We start from the raw sequence: 23,434 nt of genomic DNA, 5'->3' as shown, positions 1-23,434 counted from the left end.
GATCACGGGCGAGGGTCTATGACTGGGATTGGCAGAGGGAGGATCGTCCATTGTGGGATCGAGTATATCGGCGCCCCGCCGCCGGATTCCCGGCAATCTCGCGGCATCCGCTACCAACTGACCGGCAGTGCCTTGCCCTCCTCGTAGCCGGCGGCGGACTGGATGCCGACGCGGGCCCGCTCGCGGAACTGCGCGAGGTCGCGCGCGCCCGCGTAGGTGAACGAGCTGCGCACGCCGGAGGTGATCATGTCGAGCAGGTCCTCGAGCGAGGGCCGCAGCGGGTCGAGGTAGATCGACGACGACGAGATGCCCTCCGCGAAGAGCTCCTTCCGGGCCAGCTCGTACGGCGAGAGCCGGTCGAAGCGCTCCCGCACGGCCTTCGTCGACGCCATGCCCCAGCTCTCCTTGTAGAGCCGACCGTTCGCGTCGCGGGCCAGCGACCCGGGCGCCTCGATCGTGCCGGCGAACCACGAGCCGATCATGACCGACGACGCGCCCGCCGCGAGGGCGAGCGCCACGTCGCGCGGGTACCGCACGCCGCCGTCGGCCCACACCCTCGCGCCGAGCTCGCGCGCCGCCTCGGCGGTCTCGAGCACGGCCGAGAACTGCGGGCGCCCGACGGCGGTCATCATGCGGGTCGTGCACATCGCGCCGGGCCCGACGCCGACCTTGAGCACGTCGGCACCGGCGTCGACGAGATCGGCGACCGCGTCGGCCGTGACGATGTTGCCCGCGACGATCGGCACGCCGAGGTCGAGGTCGCGCACGATCGACACGGCGCGCACCATGCCCTCCTGATGGCCGTGCGCCGTGTCGAGCACGAGCATGTCGACGCCGGCGTCGACGAGCGCCGACGCCTTCGCGGCGACGTCGCCGTTGATGCCGACGGCTGCGGCCACCCGGAGGCGACCCTCGGCGTCGACGTTCGGCTCGTAGATCGTGCCGCGCAGCGCGCTGCGCCGGCTGAGCGTGCCGACGACGCGCCCGTGCTCGAGCACCGGCGCGAACTCGAGGCCGGCCTCGACCATGAGGTCGAAGGCGCGGCGGGGACTGTCCACATCGTCGGCGTCGAGCGAGGCGAGGCCGCCGTGCACGAGGTCGCCGAGCCGGGCGTCGAGCAGCGCGGTCGCGAGGCGTTCGGCCACGATGCAGCCGACGTACCCGCCGTCGGCGTCCTGCAGCACGATGCCCTGGCCCGCGACCGGCGGCAGCACCGCGAGCGCGTCGGCCGCGGTCGCGTCGGGCGCGAACGAGTAGGGGGTGTCGAAGCGCGGCGACTGCGCCTTGACCCAGCGGATCGACTCCGCGAGGTCCTGCAGGTGCAGGTCCTGCGGCAGCACGCCGATGCCGCCGCGCCTGGCCAGCGACGACGCGAGCCTCGGCCCGGTGATGGAGTTCATGTTCGCCGACACGATCGGCACCGAGGCGCCCGACCCGTCGTCGGGTGCGAGGGAGACGTCGAGGCGACTGGTCACCCCCGACCTGCTGGGCACGAGGAAGACGTCCGAATAGGTGAGGTCGTGGCTGGGTTCGGTGCGGTAGAACTCCATGGGCCTCACGCTACCGCGGCAGGCTGGAAGCCGAGCCCGTGGAAGGGGTTTAGGCTTGTCGAGGCGATCGGCGCTCTGCGAAGGGCAAAGTGTAGCGATCGCGCGAGTGAATCCAGAATCAACGGAGAGAGTGGGCGATCGGCTGTGTCGAGCCAATTGACCGGGTCGGGGTCTGAAGAGACCGCGGCAGGCGAATACGGAGCCAACGAATGGCTCGTCGACGAGATGTACGAGAAGTTCGTCGTCGACCCTGATTCCGTCGACAGGTCGTGGTGGCCGGTGCTCGAGTCCTACCGCGAGGCCAGGTCGGGCGCGGCTGCGCCCGCAGCGCCGACGACGGATGCGGCGCCCTCGCCCGCGCCCGCAGCAGCCCCCGCAGCCCCGGCCGCCGCCGAGGCCCCCGCCGCAGCCGCTCCCGCCGAGCCCGCGGCATCCGCCCCCGCGACGACGCCGAACGCCGTCATCGGCCAGGCGCCCGCCGCGCGCACCACCTCGGTCGCGCCCCGTTCGACCCCGGTGCCCGCCGACGTGCCCGTGACGAGCCCGCAGCAGGTCATCGACGACGGCGAGAAGCACGACGAGGTCGTGCCGCTCAAGGGCATGCCGAAGGCGCTCGCGGCCAACATGGACGCCTCGCTCACCGTGCCGACCGCGACGAGCGTGCGCACGGTGCCGGCGAAGCTCATGATCGACAACCGCATCGTCATCAACAACCACCTGCGCCGCACGCGCGGCGGCAAGGTCAGCTTCACGCACCTCATCGGGTGGGCGCTCATCCAGGCGCTCAAGGAGTTCCCGAGCCAGAACGTCTACTACAGCGAGGTCGACGGCAAGCCCAGCCTCGTCAAGCCCGCCCACATCGGCCTCGGCATCGCCATCGACGTGCCCAAGCCCGACGGCTCCCGCGCCCTGCTCGTGCCCGCCATCAAGCGCGCCGAGACCATGACGTTCAACGAGTTCCTGAACGCCTACGAAGACCTCGTGCAGCGCGCCCGCACGAACAAGCTCACGGCCGACGACTTCTCGGGCGCCACGATCTCGCTCACGAACCCCGGCGGCATCGGCACCGTGCACTCGGTGCCGCGCCTCATGAAGGGCCAGGGCTGCATCATCGGCGCTGGCGCCCTCGAGTACCCCGCCGAGTTCCAGGGCTCGTCCGAGAAGGTGCTCTCGAGCCTCGCCATCGGCAAGACCATCACGCTCACGTCGACGTACGACCACCGCGTGATCCAGGGCGCCGGATCCGGCGAGTTCCTGAAGAAGGTGCACGAGCTGCTCATCGGCCAGCGCGGCTTCTACGAGGACCTCTTCGCAGCCCTCCGCCTGCCGTACGAGCCCATCCACTGGGCGCCCGACATCTCGGTCGACATCGCGAGCGCCGTCGACAAGACCGCTCGCGTGCAGGAGCTCATCAACTCGTTCCGCGTGCGCGGCCACATGATGGCCGACACCGACCCGCTCGAGTACCAGCAGCGCTCGCACCCCGACCTGAACATCGAGAACCACGGCCTCACTTTCTGGGACCTCGACCGCGAGTTCGTGACCGGCGGATTCGGCAACACGCGCACGGCGCTGCTGCGCGACATCCTCGGCGTCCTGCGCGACTCGTACTGCCGCACGATCGGCATCGAGTACATGCACATCCAGGACCCCGAGCAGCGCCAGTGGATCCAGGAGCAGGTCGAGCGCAAGTACGAGAAGCCCACGCACGACGAGCAGATGCGCATCCTCGGCAAGCTCAACGAGGCCGAGGCGTTCGAGACGTTCCTGCAGACGAAGTACGTCGGCCAGAAGCGCTTCAGCCTCGAGGGCGGCGAGTCGGTCATCGCGCTGCTCGACGAGATCCTCCAGGGCGCCGCCAAGGAGAACCTCGACGAGGTCGCCATCGGCATGGCCCACCGCGGCCGCCTCAACGTGCTCACGAACATCGCGGGCAAGACCTACGGCCAGGTGTTCATGGAGTTCGAGGGCACCACCTCGGGCCAGGGCTCGGGCGACGTCAAGTACCACCTCGGCACCGAGGGCACCTTCACCGCCGACGACGGCGCGCAGATCCCGGTCTCGCTCGCCGCGAACCCGTCGCACCTCGAGGCCGTCGACGGCGTGCTCGAGGGCATCGTGCGCGCCAAGCAGGACCGCAAGCCGATCGGCACGTTCTCGACGCTGCCGATCCTCATCCACGGCGACGCGGCCATGGCCGGCCAGGGCGTCGTGATCGAGACCATGCAGATGTCGCAGCTGCGCGGCTACCGCACCGGCGGCACGATCCACGTCAACATCAACAACCAGGTCGGCTTCACGACGGTGCCGGGCGACGCGCGCTCCTCGATCTACTCGACGGATGTCGCCAAGGCCATCCAGGCTCCGATCTTCCACGTGAACGGCGACGACCCCGAGGCCGTCGTGCGCGTCGCGGAGCTCGCGTTCCGCTACCGCCAGGAGTTCCACCGCGACGTCGTCATCGACCTCGTCTGCTACCGTCGCCGCGGCCACAACGAGGGCGACGACCCCTCGATGACCCAGCCGCTGATGTACAACCTCATCGAGGCCAAGCGCTCGGTCCGCAAGCTCTACACCGAGGCGCTCGTCGGACGCGGCGACATCACCGAGGCCGAGTACGAAGAGGCGCACCGCGACTTCCAGGACCGGCTCGAGCGGGCGTTCGCCGAGACCCACGCCGCGCAGACCGGGTCGATCCCGGTCATCGGCGCGACCGAGTCGCTCGACCACGAGGCGCCCGCGACGGGCGAGCTCGAGACGACGGGCGTGTCGACCGAGGTCGTGCAGGCCATCGGCGACGCGTTCGGCAACAAGCCCGCCGGGTTCACCACGCATCCGAAGATCCAGCAGCTGCTCACCAAGCGCGTCGACATGAGCCGCAACGGCAAGATCGACTGGGGCTTCGGCGAGCTGCTCGCGCTCGGCTCGCTGCTCATCGAGGGCACGCCGGTGCGGTTCGCCGGCCAGGACGCCCGTCGCGGCACCTTCGTGCAGCGTCACGCGGTGCTCCACGACCGGGTGAACGGCCAGGAGTGGCTGCCGCTGCAGAACCTCTCCGAGAACCAGGCGCGCTTCTGGATCTACGACTCGCTCCTCAGCGAGTACGCGGCCATGGGCTTCGAGTACGGCTACTCGGTCGAGCGCGCCGACTCGCTCGTGCTCTGGGAGGCGCAGTTCGGCGACTTCGCCAACGGCGCGCAGACCATCATCGACGAGTTCATCTCGTCGGCCGAGCAGAAGTGGGGCCAGCGCTCGAGCGTCGTGCTGCTGCTCCCCCACGGCTACGAGGGCCAGGGCCCCGACCACTCGAGCGCCCGCATCGAGCGGTACCTCCAGCTCTGCGCGGAAGACAACATGACCGTGGCCCGTCCGTCGACGCCCGCGTCGTACTTCCACCTGCTGCGCCGTCAGGCCTACGCCCGCCCGCGTCGTCCGCTGGTGGTGTTCACGCCCAAGGCGATGCTGCGCCTGCGCGGAGCGACGAGCGAGGTCGACGACTTCACGAGCGGCCGCTTCGAGCCGGTCATCGACGACGCCCGCATCACCGACAAGGACGCCGTCAAGCGGATCGTCTTCGTCTCGGGCAAGCTCTACTACGACCTGCTCTCGGAGCTCGACAAGAACCCGAACCCCGAGGTCGCCCTCGTGCGCCTCGAGCAGCTGTACCCACTGCCGGCAGACGAGCTGAAGCGGGTCGCCTACAGCTACCCGAACGCCGAGTTCGTGTGGGCGCAGGACGAGCCCGAGAACCAGGGCGTGTGGCCGTACTTCATCGTCGAGACGAACAAGCTCGGCGACAAGCCCGTGCGCGTCGTCTCGCGCGCGGCGTCGGCCTCGCCCGCGACCGGCTCGGCCAAGCGCCACGCCGTCGAGCAGGCCGATCTCGTGAGCCGCGCGCTCACGCTCTGATCGCCTGAAGACCCGAAGAGGGCGGATGCCGCACGGCATCCGCCCTCTTCGTCTGCCCGGCCGCACGCGCCCACGCGTCGGCGGCCGAGCCGGCGACCCGGCCGCCCCGCTCCGGGGACGGCGGGGTCGGATCAGGCGCGGTGCGCCGGCGTGTGCGACTCGGACGTCGGCCCCGACCCGGGTGCTTCGTCGTCCGCGACGGCCGCCGCGGCATCCGCTCGTCGTTCACCGGCGTCGGGACCGGATCGCCACAGCTTCGACGGCCACCAGATCACCCGGCCGAGGTCGTACGAGAGGGCCGGCACGAGCAGCGAGCGCACGAGGAACGTGTCGAGCAGCACGCCGAACGCGACGATGAAGGCCAACTGCGCGAGGAACAGGATCGGCAGCACGCCGAGCGCCGCGAACGTGGCCGCGAGCACGAGGCCCGCCGAGGTGATCACGCCGCCGGTGACCACGAGCCCGCGCAGCACGCCCTGACGCGTGCCGTGCTTCGCGGACTCCTCGCGCACCCGCGTCATCAGGAAGATGTTGTAGTCCACGCCGAGGGCGACGAGGAACACGAACCCGAAGATCGGCACGACCGGGTCGGCGCCGGCGAAGCCGAACACGTCGTTGAAGACGAGTGCCGAGACCCCGAGCGCCGCACCGAACGAGAGCACGACGGTGCCGATGAGCAGCAGCGGGGCCACGATCGAGCGCAGGAGCAGCATGAGGATCACCAGGATGACGCCGAGCACGAGCGGGATGATCAGGTTCCGGTCATGGATCGACGCGACCTTCGTGTCGAGCGCGACGGCCGTGACGCCGCCGACGAGCACGGGGTGATCGGTCGTCGAGACGCCCTCGAGCCCGTCGCGGAGCGCGACCACCGTCGCCTCGGCCGCATCGGAGTCGCTCGCGTCCGCGAGCGTCGCATCGAGCTGCACCAGGCCGTCGACCACGGTCGGCTCCCCCGCCGGGGTTCCGGGCGGGCCGAGCGGCTGGATGCCCTCTTCGGTCACCGGCAGCGACCCGCTCGGAGAGTCCGCCGACACGACGCTGAGCGAATCGACGCCGTCGGTGGCGAGCACCACCTCGGCGACCGCGTCGAGGTCGCCCTCGGGGGCGATGATCACGGCCGGCGTCCCCGAGCCGCCCGGGAAGTGCTCGCTGAGGAGCTCCTGCCCGTCGCGCGCCTCGGACTGCCCGAGCACGAACTCGCTCGACGGCACGCCGTCGGCCTTCAGCTGCGTCACGCCGAGCGCCATGACGACGAGCAGGAGCGTCGACGCGATCCACGTCACGCGCGGACGGCGCGCCACGAGTCGCGCGACCTTCGGCCAGATGCCGCGGCGCGCGATGACGTCGTCGGCCTCGACGTGCGTGCCGGCCTTCGGCCGCACCGGCCAGAAGGCGGTCCGACCCGCCCAGAGCATGAGCGCCGGCAGCAGCGTCAACGATGTGAGCAGGGCGAACGCGATGCCGATCGCCGAGACCGGGCCGAGCAGCTTGTTCGAGTTGAGGTCGCTCGCGAGCAGCATCAGCAGGCCCGCGATGACGGTTCCGCCCGAGGCCAGGATGGGCTCCCGCGAGCCGCGGAGCGCCGCCCACGTGGCGTCCCACTTACGATCGTGCGTGTGCAGCGCCTCGCGGTAGCGCGCGATGTACAGCAGCGAGTAGTCGGTCGCGGCGCCGATCACGAGGATGAACAGGATGCCCTGGGTCTGCCCGTTGAGCACGAGCACGTCGGCCTTCGCGAGCGTGACGACCGCGAGCACCGAGGCGCAGAGCGCCGTGAGGCTCGTGCCGAGCACGATCACGGGCAGCAGCGGCGAGCGGTAGACGATCACGAGGATGAGGAACACGGCGCTGAAGGCCACGAGCAGCAGCAGGCCGTCGATACCGGCGAACGCGCCGGAGAGGTCGGTCGTGAAGCCGGCGGGGCCGGTCACTGCGGCCTCGAGCCCGTCGCCGGCGGTCTCGGCGACCCGCTCGCGCACCTCGCCGACGACCTCCTTGACCTCGGCGCCCGCGTCGACCTGCACGAAGACCTCCGCGGCTTCGCCGTCGTCGGACTCGACTGCCGGGGAGACGCCGTCGGAGAGCACCCCGTCGATGGAGGCGAACGCCTCCGCGTCGTCGGAGATCGCCGTGCGGTCGGCCTCGGTCAGTCCGCCGTCACGGGCGTACACGACGATCGCGGGGATCGCGTCATCACCGCGGAACTCGGACTGCAGAGCCTGCACCTCGGCCGACTCCGACGACGAGGGCAGGAACTGCGCCTGGTCGTTCTCGACGACGTCGCTGAGGGTGCCGAAGGAGGCACCGCCCGCCCCGAACGCGGCGAACCAGACGAGGATCAGGACGGTGGGCAGCAGCACCCGGAGCCAGGTCGGCACGCGACCGGAGCGGGTGTGGGCGGAAGACTTCTCGTTCATCACCCCCGACGCTACGCGCGCAGTTCTCGGGCGGGCGTCCGTCGAATGGTTGAAACGTCACCGACGCGGTCGGACTCGACCGCGTGCAGGGTCAGTCGGCCGCGACCCCGTGCCCGGCCTGCACGGTGCGGATCTGCGCCAGCACGAGCGTGCGGAGGGTCTCGGGAGCGCTCTCCTTGCACGCCCGCTGCATCACCTCGGTGATGGCGACGCCCACGCGCACCTCGTTCAGGCAGTCGGGGCAGTTCTCGACGTGCGCACGGATGTCGGCCGCATCGGCGCTGGCCAGTTCATGGTGCAGGTACTCCTCGAGCTCTGCACGGGCCTTCTCACAGCCGCAGTCGTTCATTTCGGGCTCCTCGGCATCTTCTGCCTCTTGGGGGTCGACGCTGACGCGGCAGTGGCGATGCCCTGCTCGCTCGCGTACTCGGCGAGGGACTCGCGCAGCAGCCGCCTGCCACGGTGCAGTCGGCTCATCACGGTCCCGATGGGGGTGTTCATCATGTCGGCGATCTCCTGGTAGGAGAAGCCCTCGACGTCGGCGAAGTAGACCGCGAGACGGAAATCCTCGGGCAGCGCCTGCAGGGCGTCCTTCACGGCGCTGTCGGGCAGGTGGTCGATCGCCTCCGCCTCGGCCGACCGGGTCGAGCGGGCGGTCGTCGACTCGGCACCGCCGAGCTGCCAGTCCTCGAGCTCGTCGATCGTGCCCTGGTACGGCTCGCGCTGCTTCTTGCGGTACGTGTTGATGAACGTGTTCGTGAGGATGCGGTACAGCCACGCCTTGAGGTTGGTGCCCTGCGTGAACTGCCCGAAGGCCGCGTAGGCCTTGACGAACGTCTCCTGCACGAGGTCCTGCGCATCGGCCGGGTTCTTCGTCATGCGGAGCGCCGCGGCGTACAACTGGTCGAGGTAGGGCAGCGCCTGCTCCTCGAACAGCTCGCCGAGCGGACGCTCGGACTCAGGTGCGGTGTCGATCTCGTCGCCAGTCATCACGGGCCATCCTAGGCCGTCGGACTGTGACGCCATCCGACGCCGCCTCGCCGATCGGGCCGTCGCCGGCGCGATCACCGACGGGGTGCGCACTTCTGCGACCGGCACGCGCATCAACTCCTTCCGCGTTCGTGAACGCTACTGTTGGTAACCGATGCAGATCTCGAAGTATTCCGAGCCCGAGTTCGATCCGTACGGCGACCGCCGCGAGACCGAACCCGACCCGGGCTGGCTCGCGCCCGTCGCGACCGCGCCGCTCGACTCGGTGCTCGCGCTGCCCGGGTCGAAGTCGCTGACGAACCGCGAACTCGTGCTCGCCGCCCTCGCCGACGGCCCGTCGACGCTGCACGCACCGCTCTGGTCGCGCGACAGCGAGCTCATGATCGACGCATTGCGAGCCCTCGGCACGACCTTCGAACGGATGCCGGGGGCCGGCGGGTTCGGCGACGACCTCCGCGTGATCCCGGCCGACGAGCTGCTCGGCTCCACGACCGTCGAATGCGGGCTGGCCGGCACGGTCATGCGGTTCGTGCCGCCCGTCGCGGCGCTCGCGCTCGGCCCCACGACCTTCGACGGCGACGAGGGCGCCAGGCGTCGCCCCATGGGCGGGTCCATCGACGGGCTCCGCGCGCTCGGCGTCGACCTCGACGACGACCGCCGCGGCGCCCTGCCGTTCACCGTGCACGGCACGGGTCGCGTCGAAGGCGGCGTCGTCGAGCTCGACGCCTCGGCCTCGAGCCAGTTCGTGTCGGGCCTGCTGCTCTCCGGCGCCCGGTTCGAGCGCGGCCTCGACCTGCGGCACACGGGCGAGCGACTGCCGAGCCTGCCGCACATCGAGATGACGATCGAGACCCTGCGGGCGCGGGGCATCGAGGTCGCCTCCCCCGAGCCCGGTCGCTGGGTCGTCGAACCCGGCCCCATCCGCGCGATCGACGTCGCGATCGAGCCCGACCTCTCGAACGCCGCGCCGTTCCTGGTCGCCGCCGTGGTCGCGGGCGGCCGCGTCACGGTCGCCGGCTGGCCCGAGACGACGACCCAGGTCGGCGCCCAGCTCGAGCAGCTGCTCCCCCGGTTCGGCGCGCGCGTCGAGCGCGAGGGCGACCGGCTCACCGTGCACGCGCCGGAGCGTTCGGGCGACGGAGGTCGCGGCATCCGCGGCGTCGACCTCGACCTGTCGGAGGCCGGCGAGCTCGTGCCGAACCTCGTCGCGCTCGCGGCCTTCGCCGACGGTCCGAGCACCATCACCGGAATCGGGCACATCCGCCACCACGAGACCGACCGCCTCGCGGCGCTCGTCGCCGAGCTGAACGGCCTGGGCGGCGACGTGCACGAGCTCGAAGACGGGCTCCGCATCGTGCCCGCGCCCCTGCACGGTGGCCCCTGGCGCGCATACGCCGACCATCGCATGGCCACCACCGGCGCGATCGTCGGCCTCGCGGTCGACGGCGTGATCGTCGACGACATCGGCTCGACGAGCAAGACCCTGCCCCAGTTCACCGCGCTCTGGGAGCAGATGCTCGCATGAGCTGGTGGGACGCGGACGACGACGACGAACCCGAGTTCGACGAATCGAGCGTACGCGTTCGGCCCAACCGACGCGGCAGCCGACCCCGCACCAAGGTCAGGCCGCAGCACGCCGACGCCGTCGTCGGACTCGTGCTGGGCGTGGACCGCGGCCGGTACAGCGTGCTCGTCGACGAGAACGGGCCCGACGAGCGCTCCATCACCGCGGCTCGCGCGAGCGAGCTCCGACGCAAGTCGGTCGTGACGGGCGACCACGTCGACCTCGTCGGCGACACGAGCGGCGACGAGGGCACTCTCGCCCGGATCGTGCGCGTCCGGGAGCGCAGCACGCTCCTGCGGCGCAGCGCCGACGACACCGACGACGTCGAGCGCGTGATCGTCGCCAACGCCGACCAGATGCTCATCGTGGTCGCGGCCGCGAACCCCGAGCCGCGCATCCGGCTCGTCGACCGCTACCTCGTGGCCGCCTACGACGCCCGGATCCAGCCGATCCTCTGCATCACCAAGACCGACCTCGCCGACCCCTCCCAGTTCCTCGAGAACTTCGCGGGCCTCGACCTGCCGATCGTGCGGTCGCGCACCGACGACATGCCGCTCGAGGAGATCGCGGCCCTGCTCGTCGAGCATCGCACGGTCTTCGTCGGCCACTCGGGTGTCGGCAAGTCGACGCTCGTGAACGCGCTCGTGCCGAGCGCGCGGCGCGCGACGGGCGTCGTCAACACCGTGACCGGACGCGGCCGCCACACGTCGTCGTCGACCGTGTCGCTGCGGCTCGAGTCGCCGACCGGGCGCGGATGGGTCATCGACACTCCGGGGGTGCGCTCGTTCGGGCTCGGACACGTCGACCCGTCGAACATCCTCGGCGCGTTCAGCGACCTCGCCGCCGTCGCCGAGGACTGCCCGCGCGGCTGCACGCACCTGCCCGACGCGCCCGACTGCGCCATCATCGAGGCCGTCGACGCCGGAGAGCTCGGCGACACCGGTCGCGCGCGGCTGGACTCCCTGCAGCGCCTGCTCGAGACCTTCCGCTGAGCGACGGCGGCGAAGCGGCCGAGGCCGCGGTTCGCCGACCCGTCCGTGCGCACGCCGCCCGCCCGCGGCATCCGGTGCTCCCCCATCGAAGCCGTGACACCATGGAGGCATGACCGACGCACGACTCGCCCCCGGCGACCTCGCACCAGACTTCACCCTGAACGACCAGCACGGCACCCCCGTCACCCTCTCTGACCTCCGCGGCGAACGCGTCGTGCTGTATTTCTACCCCGAGGCGATGACCCCCGGCTGCACCACCGAGGCGTGCGACTTCCGCGACAACCTCAACTCGTTCGCATCGGCCGGCGTTCGCGTCGTGGGCGTCTCGAAGGACCCCGTCGACAAGCTCGCCCGCTTCGCCGAGCGCGACGGACTGAACTTCACGCTGCTGTCCGACGAGGACCTCGCCGTGCAGCAGCGCTACGGCGTCTGGGGCGAGAAGCAGAACTACGGCAAGACCTACGTCGGCTCGATCCGCTCGACCCTCGTGATCGGCGCCGACGGCCTCATCGAACGCGCCTGGTACAACGTCAAGGCCACGGGTCACGTCGCGCGGGTGCGGCGCGAGCTCGGTCTCGACGGCTGACGCACGCGGCCGACGGCCGCACCGGTCCGCGCGCGCGTGCTTCCGCCCGGATCGGCACGATCACCGGCATCGGCACCTCAGGGGCGCCCACGACGTTCACGCGCCGTGCGGCGCCCGTTCGCCGTCGTCGCGCGAGTACGCGAGGCGCACCGGCGCCCAGAGCAGCAGCCCGATCACGGTGATCGCCGGCACGAGCAGCACCCACCCGATGTCCGCGCGGGCGAACATGCCCTGGAACGCGCCGACCGCGACGGAGACCTGCAGCACCTGCCAGACGATCGCCGACGCGCGCGACCACGGCGCCCGCCGCAGCGACCCGATCGCGATCGCGCCGACCCAGACCGCGGCCAGCACGACGAGCACGAGCAGTGCAACGGCCGTGGCGTACGACGAGGGCGCGAGCGACACCAGGTCGACGACCAGCCAGACGACGACCGCGACGAGCGCGGCAGCCTCGAGCAGGAGCAGGATCGAGACCGTGACCAGCGCGGCCCGCACCCCAGCCGAATCGGATGCGCCCTGCGGCATGTTCACGTCGTTCTCGTCGGTATTCACAGCGATATCCCATTCACGGCTATTGATTCGGTCTCGTCGCTATGCGAACATTTATGAGGCCGAATTGATGCTCACAGGGACGTGAGCCGATCGATACCGATCCTACTTCCCGTAATTCGGCCTTTCCCCCAAGCAGCACAGCCGGCTTCGGCTTGCGCAATCGTGCGCGTCTGCAAACGAAACGCATCAAAAGGAGCATCTTCATGGATTGGCGCGACAAGGCCGCCTGCCTCACGGCTGACCCGGAACTCTTCTTCCCGGTCGGCAACACTGGTCCCGCAGTCGACCAGATCGAGAAGGCGAAGGCCGTGTGCGCTCGATGCACCGTCACCGAGATCTGCCTGCAGTACGCCCTCGAGACCGGTCAGGACTCGGGCGTCTGGGGCGGACTCAGCGAAGACGAGCGCCGCGCCCTCAAGCGCCGCGCCGCGCGCGCCCGACGCGCCGGCTGACCCCAGCCCTGCACCACAGCACCCGGCGACGCCGCGACCTTCGGGTCGCGGCGTCGTTTCGTGCGCACGGGCGACGGCCCGACCGCGCGGCGGTGCGCTGACCGGTGACGCGGTGTCAACCACGGGGGCGCCGCGGAGGGCGCCGCCGGGGGCGACTCCGGCGTCGGACGCCGACCCGCGGCATCCGTTCGTCAGGCCGAGGTGATCCAGCGCAGCGGCACCTCGATGGTGACCTCGGTGCCCCGGCCCACGACCGTGTGCCAGTCGATGGTGCCGCCGAGCTCGCCCTGGATGAGCGTGCGGACGATCTGCGTGCCGAGTCCCTCGCCGACCTTGCCCTCGGGCAGGCCGGAACCGGTGTCGCGCACCTGCACCGTGAGCACGGTCTCGGACCGGTCGGCGCTGATCTCGACATCGCCCTCCTGGCCGGCCAGCCCGTGCTCGACCGCGTTCGTCACGAGCTCGGTCAGCGCGAGCGCGAGCGGCGTCGCGTACTCGCTCGGAAGCACCCCGAACGAGCCCGTGCGCTTCGGGTGGGCCGTCGTGTTGTGCGCCGAGGCGACCTCGGCCACGAGCAGCAGCGCACGGTCGAACACCTCGTCGAAGTCGACGTTCTGCGTCAGGCCCTCTGACAAGGTGTCGTGCACGACCGCGATCGCGCCGACGCGGCGCATGGCCTGGGTCAGGGCTTCGCGCGCCTCGTCGGAGTGCGTACGACGCGCCTGGATGCGCAGCAGCGAGGCCACGGTCTGCAGGTTGTTCTTGACCCGGTGGTGGATCTCGCGGATCGTCGCGTCTTTGGTGATGAGCTCCTGCTCCTGGTGGCGCAGCTCGGTCACGTCGCGGCTCAGGACGATCGCGCCGATGCGCTCGCCGTGCCGGCGGATGGGGATCGCGCGCAGCGAGACGGTGACGCCGCGCGACTCGACGTCGGTGCGCCACGGCGCACGGCCAGTCACGACCAGCGGGAGCGACTCGTCGACGACGAGCTTGCCGGTGAGCAGCCGCGTCGTCACCGCGGCGAGCGACTCGCCCTCGAGTTCGTCCTCGAAGCCCATGCGGTTGAACGCGGAGAGCGCATTCGGGCTCGCGAACGTCGTGATGCCGTCGACATCGAGCCGGATCAGGCCGTCGGATGCCCGGGGAGCTCCGCGACGCGGGCCGGTCGGGGCGCCGAGGTCGGGGAAGTCGCCCGAGGCGATCATCTCGAAGAGCTCGTCGACGCACTCGTTGAACGTGAGCTCCTGGCGGCTCGGCGTGCGCGTCGCGCCGAGGTTCGTGTGCCGCGTGATGACCGCCACGGGCTCGGGGGCGACCTTGGTGCCGGTCGCGGCGAGCCGGCGCATCACGGGCACGGCGCGAACTCGGGTGGGCATCTCCTCGTACCAGTCGGGGGCCGACGAATCGGCGATGCGTGCGCCCGTGAACGCGTCGCCGACGAGTTCACGCCACTGCGACTTGATCGGCTGCCCCACGAAGTCCCGGTAGAAGAGCGTGGCCGCGCTGGACGGACGAGAGTGCGCGACGGCGACGAAGTCGTCGTCGCCCGACGGCACCCAGAGCACGATGTCGGCGAACGCCAGGTCGGAGAGCAGCTGTAGGTCGCCAACGAGCATGTGCAGCCAGTCGACGTCGGCCTGACTGCTGCGGCCCTGGGCGAGGACGAGTTCACTGAGGGTCGACACCCCTCAAGCGTAGTGGTCGGATGCCGTGGCACCGCGTTCCGCGTCGGCTCGCTCCCCTGCACCGCCGCCCTCGCTCGGGAGCGGATCATGGCACCGCGACCGCGGCGCCGGCCCGCACCGGGCCGAATCGTCGCGCCCGCCGAGCCGGCCGGGCCGGCTCCGGCGGCAGGAACCCGTCGAGCGCGAAGTCGCGCAGGGCGGTGCGCAGCGGCGACTTCGGCGCGGCGTCGCGCAGCGTGCGCGCCGTCAGGATCGCCGCGTCGACCGCCCGACCGTCGTGCGGGAGCGTGACGACGTCGGAGAGCCCCGCGAACCGCCGCATGGTCTGCCGCACCTGGCCGTAGGCGTCGATGCCGAGTGCACTCGTGCGCACCCGGTTCACCACCACTCGCACGCGCGCGTCGCCGACGAGGTCGAGGAGCTCGACATGACCCCTGAGCAGGCGCGAGAGGCCGACCGGGTCGGCGAGGCCCACGGCGATCACCTCGTCTGCCAGACCGAGCACGGCGAACGTCGCGGCGTTGCGGCGCGGAGCGAACTGGTCGCTCGTGAGCTCCTCGTCGTGCTCGAGGCTGAACCCGGTGTCGACGACGACGTAGTCGACCCAGTCGCGGATGACGCCGAGCGCGGTCGTGACGCGGTCGCGCGAGAGCTCGGGCCACCTGCTCGGCCCGACGAGGCCCGTCAGCACCTCGAACGAGGCCCGCGACGAGGAGTAGCGCTGCGCGATGCGCTCGAGCTCCGCACGGTCGAGCGAGCCCGCCCCGGCCAGGCGGCAGGCCGATGCGAATCCGGGAGCCTCGTCGAGCAGCCCGAGCGACGGCGCGACGACACCGCCGTACGGATCGGCGTCGACGAGCGCGACCCGATGGCCCGCTGCGGCGAGCTCGGCCGCGACGTTCACCGCGACGGTCGTGCGCCCTGGCGCGCCGGCCGGCCCCCAGACCGCGATCATCGTCGCGGGTGCCCTCCCGGCCGGCTCTCCGGCGGAGTCTGCGGACGCCCGTGCGGGCACGGGCACGCCTCCGCTGACCACGGGCTCGAGCTCGAGCCACCCGGCGGCCACGTCGAACACCTCGTGCAGTCCGAGGTTGCGGGCATGCGCGCGGTCCGCGTCGCTCGCGGCGAGTGCGACGATCCGGATGCCGCGGACGTCGCAGGATTCGATCAGCGCGGGCCCGAGTGCAGTGCGGCCCGCCCCGACGAGCACCACGTCGGGTGCGATCTCGTCGAGGTTGCGCATGAGGGCGTCGCTCGCGAGGGCGCGGGCGACCACGAGGTGCCCGTGCTCGACGGCGTCGGGCAGGAGGCGGTCTTCGACCGACGGATCGAGCGCGAAGGCGAGCCGGCTCATCGCCCGGCCGCCGGTCGCGCCGGGACGAGGTCGATGACGTCGTCGGCGGCGAGCGCCTGGAGCAGCGCCGCGACACGATCGCGAGGCACGAGCAGTTCGACCGTGACACTGCCGTCGTCGACCATGCCGCCGCTGCCGGAGACCGCGGCGACCTCCGCCTCGGGCACGAGCACGACCGGCGGCTCGTATTCGCCGCGTTCGACGAGGCGCGCCGCCCAGACGTCGACCACGCTGCCGCGACTGACGCCCTCGGGCAGTGCCGTACGGCTGGCGACGACCACGGTGGCCAACCCGGCGCGATCGAGGTCGTCGACCGACGCGAGCGGAACGAGTTCGCCCTCGCGCACCGTGCTCGTCACGAGGAGCCCCGCTTCGGGCAGCGCGTCGGGTTCGAGGTAGCGCTGGTCGCCCGAACCGAACCGCACGCGCTCGACGACCAGGTCGGCCGCGCGGATGCGGTCTCCGGGGGTGAACGTCTCGGCTGCCGTGTACACCTCGGTCGCGTCGTCGAGGCCGCTGACCAGGGCGAAGACACCGGCCGTCGACCCGACGACGAGCACGACGCCGATGATCAGGCGCGGGTCGATGCGGACGGATCCGCGCTCCGAACGACGAGGCATGAGCTTCCCTTCGGCGGCGCCCACCGCCGCACCCGGCCCATCGTTCCGGATGCCTGCCGAATCGCCGTGAAGTTATCCACATCGGGTCGCCGCTCGCCCCTCCCGGTCGATAATCGAGCAATGAGCACATCGGATGCGGGCGAGCTGGGGCGTTTCCTGTCGGTGGCCGACGCCGCGCAGCTGCTCGAAGTCGACGCCGCGACCATCAGCGAGCTCATCCGATCGGGCGAGCTCCCGGCCATCCGCGTCGGCGACAGCGGGCCGTGGCGCATCGAGCGCACCCAACTCGAGATCTGGATCGACTTCCGACTCGAGCAGACCCGTCGGGCCGCCCTCTGGGAGCAGGGCGAGTTCGCCGATATCGCCGACTTCTCGAACGTCACCGCGCTGGGGCCGCGTCGCCTGCACAGCTGAGCCGTTCCGCGCCGGCACGGCGAGGCACCGCTCGCGGCGAGCGAGCACGTCGGGCAAGGCGAGCGCGTCAGGCAGGGAGCGCACGTCAGGCGTAGCGATCGCGTCGGGCGAGGCGAGCAGATCGGGCGAGGCGATCTCCTGGGGTGAAGAGCCGGGCTACGCGACGTGTCCGAAGGACACGAGCAGGATGCGGTCGAGCGGCACGATCCGATACCCCTGCACGTCGCGCTCGCGACGCGGCGTGCCGACGGGATGCACCGCGAGGTCGAGGTGGTCGCGCGCGACCCGATCGATCGTGCCGTGCACCCTGCCCGCCTCGGTCAGCACGTGCACCGGGGCCCGGCGGCGGCTCAGGTCGCGCAGGGGGATCGAGATGCCCAGCCGATCGGTCAGGCTGGACCCGGCGGTGCCCTGCGGCTCGAGACTCCGTTCGAGCAGCGTCGGGCCCGCGAGGATCGCCTCGATCGCGTCGATCGGAACGATGCAGTGCCGACCGGTGCGGTCGCCGTCGAGCTGGTCGCCGCTCACCCAGTCGCGGCCGAACGCCGCCGGTCGAAGGGCGAGCGTGGGGCCCGATCGCACCTCGATGCGCACGAAGCCCGCGACGTCGTCGCCGATCGCACGGGCGATACCCGCGAGGCGGTCGCGGAGGACCAGACGACCGAGTCGCAGGCGCTCCTCCTCGAGTGCCAGGGCGCGCTCCTCATCGCGCTGCTCCTGGTCGAGTCGCGCCTCCAGGTCGTCGAACAGGAGGTCCCACCGCATGCCCGCACGTTACCGTTCGTGACGACTCCGGGAACCCCGTTCTCCACAGGTCGAAAGAGCCTCTTGACACGTATTCCGCCGCGCTCATACATTCATCGCAGGGTCGCCCGAATCGACCCCCGTTCGGGGGCAACGCTCCATCGCCCTCGATACCCCTGCCGCCCTCCCGATGGAGCACAGATGCCCGCACGCCCTGCCCTGCTCGCCGACGCTCGCCCTTCCGGCTCCTACCTCGACGAAGACGAGTTCTTCGGGCCTCAGGCCTCCCGCCGAGCCGAACTCCCCGACCCCGAGGCGCTGCTGCAGAGCCTGACGCACTGCGTCGTCGAGGTCATGGCCGGGGCGCGCGACCTCGAGCAGCTCGCCAGGTGGGTCACCGACGACGTCTATCGCAGCCTCTCGATGCGCGTGGTGCTCGCGAACCGCTCACGACGCGCGAAGGGCGTCGCACCTCAGCGTCCGGTCTTCCGGCTCGGCCGGGTGATCTGCACCGAGCCCGCCGACGGCGTCGTCGAGGCCGTCGTGATGGTGCACCAGCCGCACCGGGCGCGCGCGGTGGCCATCCGCCTCGAGGGGCTCGACCAGCGCTGGCGCGCGAGTGCGATCACCGTGCTCTGAGACGACGAACGGCCGGCGGTCCCGCGACGGCGTGCGCGGGCACGCGCCAACATGTCGGTGGCTCCAGTGGGCGACGCCAGCGACCGGCGCCGAAGTCCCCCGACGGCACCGCGGCGCCACGCGCCATCCCCGAACGTGAACGGGCCGGCCATCCGATCGGATGGCCGGCCCGTTCACTGCGTGATCAGTTGCCCTTGCGCTCCTGGGCGCGGCGCTCGGCGCGGTTCTGCGGTGCCGCAGCACCGTCGCCGCGCTGCCCGAACGCACCGCGCGGCTGGTCGGCCGGTTCCTGCGGCTGCGACTGCGACTCGGCGACGGCCCGGCGCGCACGCTGCGTGGCCGCCTGCTGCACCTGCCCGCGCTGGTTGCGCACCTCGACGCCGCCCGAGTCGCTCGGTGCCGTGTAGCTCAGCTTGTCGGCAGGTGCGTCGGACCGCGTGAGCCCCTTCGCCTCGATCGTGCCGGCGCCCTGCGGCGCGACCTCGACCTCGAGGTTGAACAGGAAGCCGACGGTCTCCTCGCGGATCGAGCCCATCATCTGCTGGAACATCGCGTAGCCCTCGCGCTGGTACTCGACCAGCGGGTCGCGCTGCGCCATGGCACGCAGGCCGATGCCGTCCTTCAGGTAGTCCATCTCGTAGAGGTGGTCGCGCCAGCGACGGTCGATCACCGAGAGCACGACACGACGCTCGAGTTCGCGCATGGCCGGGCTGCCGAGCTGCTGCTCGCGGCGCTCGTAGGCGAGCTTGGCGTCGGACATGATCTCGGTGCGGATGAACTGCCGGTTGACGCGGCCCTTCTCGCCGGCCTCGGCCACGACCTCGTCGATGGTGATGCCGATCGGGTAGAGCGTCTTGAGCTCGGTCCAGAGCGCGTCGAAGTCCCACTCGTCGGGGTTGCCCTCGGCCGTGTGCGAGTCGAGCACCTCGTCGATGACGTCTTCGAGGAACCGCTGCGTGCGCTCGTGCAGGTCGTCGCCCTCGAGCACGTGCCGGCGGTCGCCGTAGATGGCCTCGCGCTGGCGGTTCAGCACGTCGTCGTACTTGAGCACGTTCTTGCGGATCTCGGCGTTGCGCGCCTCGACCTGCGACTGCGCCGAGCGGATGGCGCGCGAGACGACCTTCGACTCGATGGCCACGTCGTCGGGCACGCCGCGCGACATGAGGCTCTCGGCCGCACCGGCGTTGAAGAGCCGCATGAGGTCGTCGGTGAGCGAGAGGTAGAACCGGCTCTCGCCGGGGTCGCCCTGACGGCCCGAACGGCCTCGCAGCTGGTTGTCGATGCGTCGGGACTCGTGGCGCTCGGTGCCGAGCACGTAGAGGCCGCCGGCCTCGAGGACCTTCTCGGCCTCGGTCGAGACCTCGGCCTTGACGGCGTCGAACACGCCGTCCCAGGCGGCCTCGTACTCCTCGGGGGTCTCGACGGGGCTGAGCCCGCGCTCGTGCATCTGCTGCACCGCGAGGAACTCGGCGTTGCCGCCGAGCATGACGTCGGTACCGCGACCGGCCATGTTCGTCGCAACCGTGACGGAGCCGTAGCGACCGGCCTGCGCGACGATCGCCGCCTCGCGGGCGTGGTTCTTCGCGTTCAGGACCTCGTGCCGGACGCCCTTCTTCGCGAGCAGGCGCGAGAGGTACTCGCTCTTCTCGACGCTCGTGGTGCCGACCAGCACGGGCTGGCCCTTCTGGTGGCGCTCGACGATGTCCTCGACGACCTGCGCGAACTTGACCTCCTCGTTCTTGTAGACGAGGTCGGGCTGGTCGATGCGCAGCATCGGCTTGTTGGTCGGGATGGGCACGACGCCGAGCTTGTAGGTCGACATGAACTCGGCGGCCTCGGTCTCGGCGGTACCGGTCATGCCGGAGAGCTTGTCGTAGAGGCGGAAGTAGTTCTGCAGGGTGACGGTCGCGAGAGTCTGGTTCTCGGCCTTGACCTGCACGCCCTCCTTGGCCTCGATCGCCTGGTGGATGCCCTCGTTGTAGCGACGTCCGACGAGGATTCGGCCGGTGTGCTCGTCGACGATGAGCACCTCGCCGTTCATGACGACGTAGTCCTTGTCGCGCTTGAAGAGCGCCTTGGCCTTGATCGAGTTGTTGAGGAACGAGATGAGCGGGGTGTTCGCCGACTCGTAGAGGTTGTCGATGCCGAGGTAGTCCTCGACCTTCTCGATGCCGCCCTCGAGCACGCCGACGGTGCGCTTCTTCTCGTCGACCTCGTAGTCCTCGCCCGGCACGAGGCGCTTGGCGAGGTTCGCGAACTCGGCGAACCAGCGGTTCGCCTCGCCGGAGGCCGGGCCCGAGATGATGAGCGGCGTGCGGGCCTCGTCGATGAGGATCGAGTCGACCTCGTCGACGATCGCGAAGAAGTGGCCGCGCTGCACCATGTCGCTCGCCTGCCACGCCATGTTGTCGCGCAGGTAGTCGAAGCCGAACTCGTTGTTCGTGCCGTAGGTGATGTCGGCGGCGTACTGCTCGCGGCGCACCTGCGGGGTCTGGCCGGCCACGATGCATCCGGTCGTCATGCCGAGTGCGCGGAACACACGCCCCATGAGCTCGGACTGGTAGCTCGCGAGGAAGTCGTTGACCGTGATGACGTGCACACCGCGGCTCGCGAGCGCGTTGAGGTACGCGGCCGTGGTCGCGACGAGCGTCTTGCCCTCACCGGTCTTCATCTCGGCGATGTTGCCGAGGTGCAGGGCCGCGCCGCCCATGAGCTGCACGTCGAAGTGGCGCAGGCCGAGGGTTCGGCGGCTCGCCTCGCGCACGGCGGCGAACGCCTCGGGCAGCAGGTCGTCGAGCGACTCGCCGTTGGCGTAGCGCTCGCGGAACTCGACGGTCTCGTGCTTCAGTTCCTCGTCGCTGAGGTCTTTGAAGTCGTCTTCGAGCGCGTTGATGGCCGCCGCGTAGTTGTGCAGTCGCTTGAGGGTGCGACCCTCGCCGACGCGGAGGACCTTCTCCAGAATCGAAGCCACGAATGATCTCCTGTCATTGCGGCGCACCATGTTCTCGGAGGAACGTCCCTCGGGTGGAACGGCCGAAGGCGCACCGGTTTCGCCGTATCGACGGCATCATAGCCATGCTAGCGGGCACCGGGCTGGGCGACCTCGGCGAGCGGGCTGTGACTGCGCTGCTCGGCTTTCGCCCGTCGCGAACGCGGGCGGCCCGGCGGGCGCGTGGCCCATGCACCCGATCCGGCCCGAGCACGGCGAACGCCACCGACGGCGATGGACGGCGTCGGTGGCGTTGCCCGCCCTCTTCGGGGCGACGGATGCCGCGGCTAGGCGCTCGCGCGCTGCAGCGAGACCTCTTCGTCGTCGAACGCGTCGGCGTTCTCGTCGAGGCCGATCAGGCCGTAGTCCCATCCCTTGCGACGGTAGACGACGCTCGGCCGGCCGGTCTCGGAGTCGACGAAGAGGTAGAAGTCGTGACCGACGAGCTCCATGAACGAGAGCGCGTCGTCGACGGTCATGGGCGTCGTCGCGAAGACCTTGCGACGGATGACGACGGGGCAGTAGACGTCGTCGTCCTCATGCGACGCCGCGGTCTCGTCGATGACCGGGATCGACCCGGTGCGCACCTGCTCGAGCACCTCCGGGGTCGCCGCCTGCACACCGACCTCCGCGAATCCGAGATCCGTCGCCTCGCGGATGGAAGTGGGGCGATGCTGTCCTCGATGGACCTTCCTGCGGTCCTTCGCTCGGCGGATGCGTTCGAGCAGTCGGCCGAGGGCGACGTCGAACGCCGCGTACTTGTCTGATCCGTCGGCTTCGGCCCTGACGACGGGCCCCTTGCCGACGAGGGTGAGCTCGACCCGGTCGGGCCCGGTGTTGCCGTTCTTCTCGTGATGACGCGTGAGCTTCACGTCGAGACGAATGGCACGGTCGGCGAGGTGGGCGATCTTCTCCGACTTCTCAGTCGCATATGTACGGAATCGATCGGTGATTCCCAGGTTTCGTCCGACGATGTTCAGTTCCATGACGACCTCCATCCACCGACGTGTCACCCGGTTCTGAAGGGTGGTAGGACCACGCCTGTCCTGCCACCGTAGTCTGCGAACCTCCGGATGTCATCACCTGTTCACCGAGAGGATCCTGAACGCCGACTGTGCCGCAGGGGGGTCTCGGCGAGCACCGCGACGGCCACCACGCTCGCCCCTGCGGCGACGAGAGCACGCCTCGCCTCGCGGAGCGTGGACCCCGTCGTCAGCACGTCGTCGACGAGCAGGTACCGGCGACCGTCGAGGCGACGGGGCGCGACCAATCCGCCCCTGGCGTTCGCCGCACGGGCCTCGGCTCCGAGCCCGGCCTGGTCGTCGCGATCGCGGGCGAGGCGCAGCACGGGGGTTGCCCGCAGCCCGCACGCGGCGAGCAGGGCGGGCACCGGGCTGTATCCGCGGGCACGTCGCGCGGCAGCGGTCGACGGAATCGTCGCGATGAGCACGCCCGGCGGGACGCGCCGGCCCGAGCGAGCCGACCGGCGCCGACCGGCGCGGGCGACGGCGACGGCGTCGGCGTCGGCGTCGGCCCAACGGACGGCGGCGGCGGCGGCGGCGGGAGCCTCGGCCTCCGCGTTCGCCGCGGCGAGCGCCGCCTCGACGGCCGATGCCAGGGCCGGCGCGAGCACCCGCGCGACGTCGGGCCGCCCGCCGTCCTTGAACGCGCCGATGAGCGCGGCGGCCGCCCCGGCGTACTCGAGCCCGGCGTGCACCCGGAGGTCTCCGCGTGCGACGAGGGCCGGGCGGCGGCCTGCGACACCGGCGCGGCACGACGGGCAGACCGTTCGGTCCGGCGCACCGCACCCGGCGCAGTCCACAGGCAGCAGGGTGGCGATCGCGTCGTCGAGCGCCCCGCCGACGACGGATCGCCAGACGTCGATCCTGGTGCGGTTCAGCGGTTCGGGGGCGCGGGCAGGGGATGCATCGGACACGCGCTCGAGCATGACGGCCGCCCGCGGCATCCGAC

General features: G+C 70.9%; 19 protein-coding genes. 7 read left to right on the top strand and 12 right to left on the bottom strand.

What is annotated here, in order from left to right:
* Window positions 1-110: 110 nt before the first annotated feature.
* The gene (locus ACFVS8_RS06145) at window positions 111-1,550 is read right to left on the bottom strand and encodes a GuaB1 family IMP dehydrogenase-related protein (RefSeq protein ID WP_387058970.1); all 1,440 of its coding nucleotides are present in this window, start codon (window positions 1,548-1,550) and stop codon (window positions 111-113) included.
* A gap of 144 nt (window positions 1,551-1,694) precedes the next feature.
* On the opposite strand from ACFVS8_RS06145, the gene ACFVS8_RS06140 reads away from it, so the two are divergent.
* Window positions 1,695-5,459: a multifunctional oxoglutarate decarboxylase/oxoglutarate dehydrogenase thiamine pyrophosphate-binding subunit/dihydrolipoyllysine-residue succinyltransferase subunit gene (locus ACFVS8_RS06140; RefSeq protein WP_387058967.1), complete on the top strand. Its 3,765-nt coding sequence runs from the start codon at window positions 1,695-1,697 to the stop codon at window positions 5,457-5,459.
* A 131-nt stretch (window positions 5,460-5,590) separates the two neighbouring features.
* Here ACFVS8_RS06140 and ACFVS8_RS06135 read toward each other — a convergent pair whose 3' ends face one another.
* The 3 genes from ACFVS8_RS06135 to ACFVS8_RS06125 form a co-directional block, all read right to left on the bottom strand.
* Window positions 5,591-7,879, bottom strand: coding sequence for an MMPL family transporter (locus ACFVS8_RS06135; protein WP_387058964.1), 2,289 nt, complete (start codon window positions 7,877-7,879; stop codon window positions 5,591-5,593).
* A gap of 91 nt (window positions 7,880-7,970) precedes the next feature.
* Window positions 7,971-8,228 (bottom strand): mycothiol system anti-sigma-R factor, encoded by a 258-nt coding sequence (gene rsrA, locus ACFVS8_RS06130; RefSeq protein WP_387058961.1) that lies wholly within the window; start codon window positions 8,226-8,228, stop codon window positions 7,971-7,973.
* Window positions 8,225-8,869, bottom strand: a complete 645-nt coding sequence (locus ACFVS8_RS06125) for a sigma-70 family RNA polymerase sigma factor (protein ID WP_387058958.1) — start codon at window positions 8,867-8,869, stop codon at window positions 8,225-8,227. The genes rsrA and ACFVS8_RS06125 overlap by 4 nt, the downstream gene beginning before the upstream one ends.
* Before the next feature lie 154 nt (window positions 8,870-9,023).
* On the opposite strand from ACFVS8_RS06125, the gene aroA reads away from it, so the two are divergent.
* From aroA to bcp, 3 genes are all read left to right on the top strand, one after another.
* Window positions 9,024-10,394 carry a 3-phosphoshikimate 1-carboxyvinyltransferase gene (aroA, locus tag ACFVS8_RS06120; RefSeq protein WP_387058955.1) on the top strand — a complete coding sequence of 457 codons (1,371 nt, stop codon included), beginning with the start codon at window positions 9,024-9,026 and terminating at the stop codon, window positions 10,392-10,394.
* A complete protein-coding gene (rsgA, locus tag ACFVS8_RS06115) occupies window positions 10,391-11,425 on the top strand; it encodes a ribosome small subunit-dependent GTPase A (protein WP_387058952.1) in 1,035 nt (344 codons plus the stop codon). Before aroA ends, rsgA begins: the two co-directional genes overlap by 4 nt.
* Window positions 11,426-11,534: 109 nt before the next feature.
* Window positions 11,535-12,011, top strand: coding sequence for a thioredoxin-dependent thiol peroxidase (bcp, locus tag ACFVS8_RS06110; protein WP_387058949.1), 477 nt, complete (start codon window positions 11,535-11,537; stop codon window positions 12,009-12,011).
* A gap of 96 nt (window positions 12,012-12,107) precedes the next feature.
* Here the strand turns inward: bcp and ACFVS8_RS06105 are convergent, their stop codons facing one another.
* Window positions 12,108-12,566, bottom strand: coding sequence for a hypothetical protein (locus ACFVS8_RS06105; protein WP_387058946.1), 459 nt, complete (start codon window positions 12,564-12,566; stop codon window positions 12,108-12,110).
* Window positions 12,567-12,769: 203 nt separating this feature from the next.
* Between ACFVS8_RS06105 and ACFVS8_RS06100 the strand changes: the two genes are divergently transcribed.
* On the top strand, window positions 12,770-13,018 hold the full coding sequence (locus ACFVS8_RS06100; protein ID WP_055859573.1) for a WhiB family transcriptional regulator: 249 nt from the start codon (window positions 12,770-12,772) through the stop codon (window positions 13,016-13,018).
* 191 nt (window positions 13,019-13,209) lie between these two features.
* Here ACFVS8_RS06100 and ACFVS8_RS06095 read toward each other — a convergent pair whose 3' ends face one another.
* The 3 genes from ACFVS8_RS06095 to ACFVS8_RS06085 all read right to left on the bottom strand — a co-directional run bounded on the left by ACFVS8_RS06095 (window position 13,210) and on the right by ACFVS8_RS06085 (window position 16,677).
* The gene (locus ACFVS8_RS06095; protein ID WP_387058943.1) at window positions 13,210-14,703 is read right to left on the bottom strand and encodes a sensor histidine kinase; all 1,494 of its coding nucleotides are present in this window, start codon (window positions 14,701-14,703) and stop codon (window positions 13,210-13,212) included.
* 85 nt (window positions 14,704-14,788) lie between these two features.
* Window positions 14,789-16,057, bottom strand: a complete 1,269-nt coding sequence (locus ACFVS8_RS06090; protein ID WP_387058941.1) for a CpaE family protein — start codon at window positions 16,055-16,057, stop codon at window positions 14,789-14,791.
* Window positions 16,054-16,677 (bottom strand): hypothetical protein, encoded by a 624-nt coding sequence (locus ACFVS8_RS06085; RefSeq protein WP_387058938.1) that lies wholly within the window; start codon window positions 16,675-16,677, stop codon window positions 16,054-16,056. Before ACFVS8_RS06085 ends, ACFVS8_RS06090 begins: the two co-directional genes overlap by 4 nt.
* Before the next feature lie 120 nt (window positions 16,678-16,797).
* Between ACFVS8_RS06085 and ACFVS8_RS06080 the strand changes: the two genes are divergently transcribed.
* Window positions 16,798-17,091: a helix-turn-helix domain-containing protein gene (locus ACFVS8_RS06080; RefSeq protein ID WP_387058935.1), complete on the top strand. Its 294-nt coding sequence runs from the start codon at window positions 16,798-16,800 to the stop codon at window positions 17,089-17,091.
* A 156-nt stretch (window positions 17,092-17,247) separates the two neighbouring features.
* Here the strand turns inward: ACFVS8_RS06080 and ACFVS8_RS06075 are convergent, their stop codons facing one another.
* Complete coding sequence (locus ACFVS8_RS06075) at window positions 17,248-17,856, bottom strand: hypothetical protein (protein WP_387058932.1); 609 nt, start codon at window positions 17,854-17,856, stop codon at window positions 17,248-17,250.
* A 180-nt stretch (window positions 17,857-18,036) separates the two neighbouring features.
* Here ACFVS8_RS06075 and ACFVS8_RS06070 point away from each other — a divergent pair, with 180 nt between their 5' ends.
* Complete coding sequence (locus ACFVS8_RS06070; protein WP_387058930.1) at window positions 18,037-18,474, top strand: Rv3235 family protein; 438 nt, start codon at window positions 18,037-18,039, stop codon at window positions 18,472-18,474.
* A 184-nt stretch (window positions 18,475-18,658) separates the two neighbouring features.
* Here ACFVS8_RS06070 and secA read toward each other — a convergent pair whose 3' ends face one another.
* The 3 genes from secA to ACFVS8_RS06055 form a co-directional block, all read right to left on the bottom strand.
* Window positions 18,659-21,445: a preprotein translocase subunit SecA gene (gene secA, locus ACFVS8_RS06065; protein ID WP_387058927.1), complete on the bottom strand. Its 2,787-nt coding sequence runs from the start codon at window positions 21,443-21,445 to the stop codon at window positions 18,659-18,661.
* 305 nt (window positions 21,446-21,750) lie between these two features.
* Window positions 21,751-22,449, bottom strand: a complete 699-nt coding sequence (hpf, locus tag ACFVS8_RS06060) for a ribosome hibernation-promoting factor, HPF/YfiA family (RefSeq protein ID WP_387058924.1) — start codon at window positions 22,447-22,449, stop codon at window positions 21,751-21,753.
* Window positions 22,450-22,550: 101 nt separating this feature from the next.
* Complete coding sequence (locus ACFVS8_RS06055; RefSeq protein WP_387058922.1) at window positions 22,551-23,399, bottom strand: ComF family protein; 849 nt, start codon at window positions 23,397-23,399, stop codon at window positions 22,551-22,553.
* Window positions 23,400-23,434 lie beyond the last annotated feature (35 nt).

The sequence above is a fragment of the Agromyces sp. NPDC058110 genome (assembly GCF_042884735.1).
GTDB lineage: Bacteria > Actinomycetota > Actinomycetes > Actinomycetales > Microbacteriaceae > Agromyces.
This window is presented reverse-complemented; position numbering and strand designations above follow the sequence as displayed.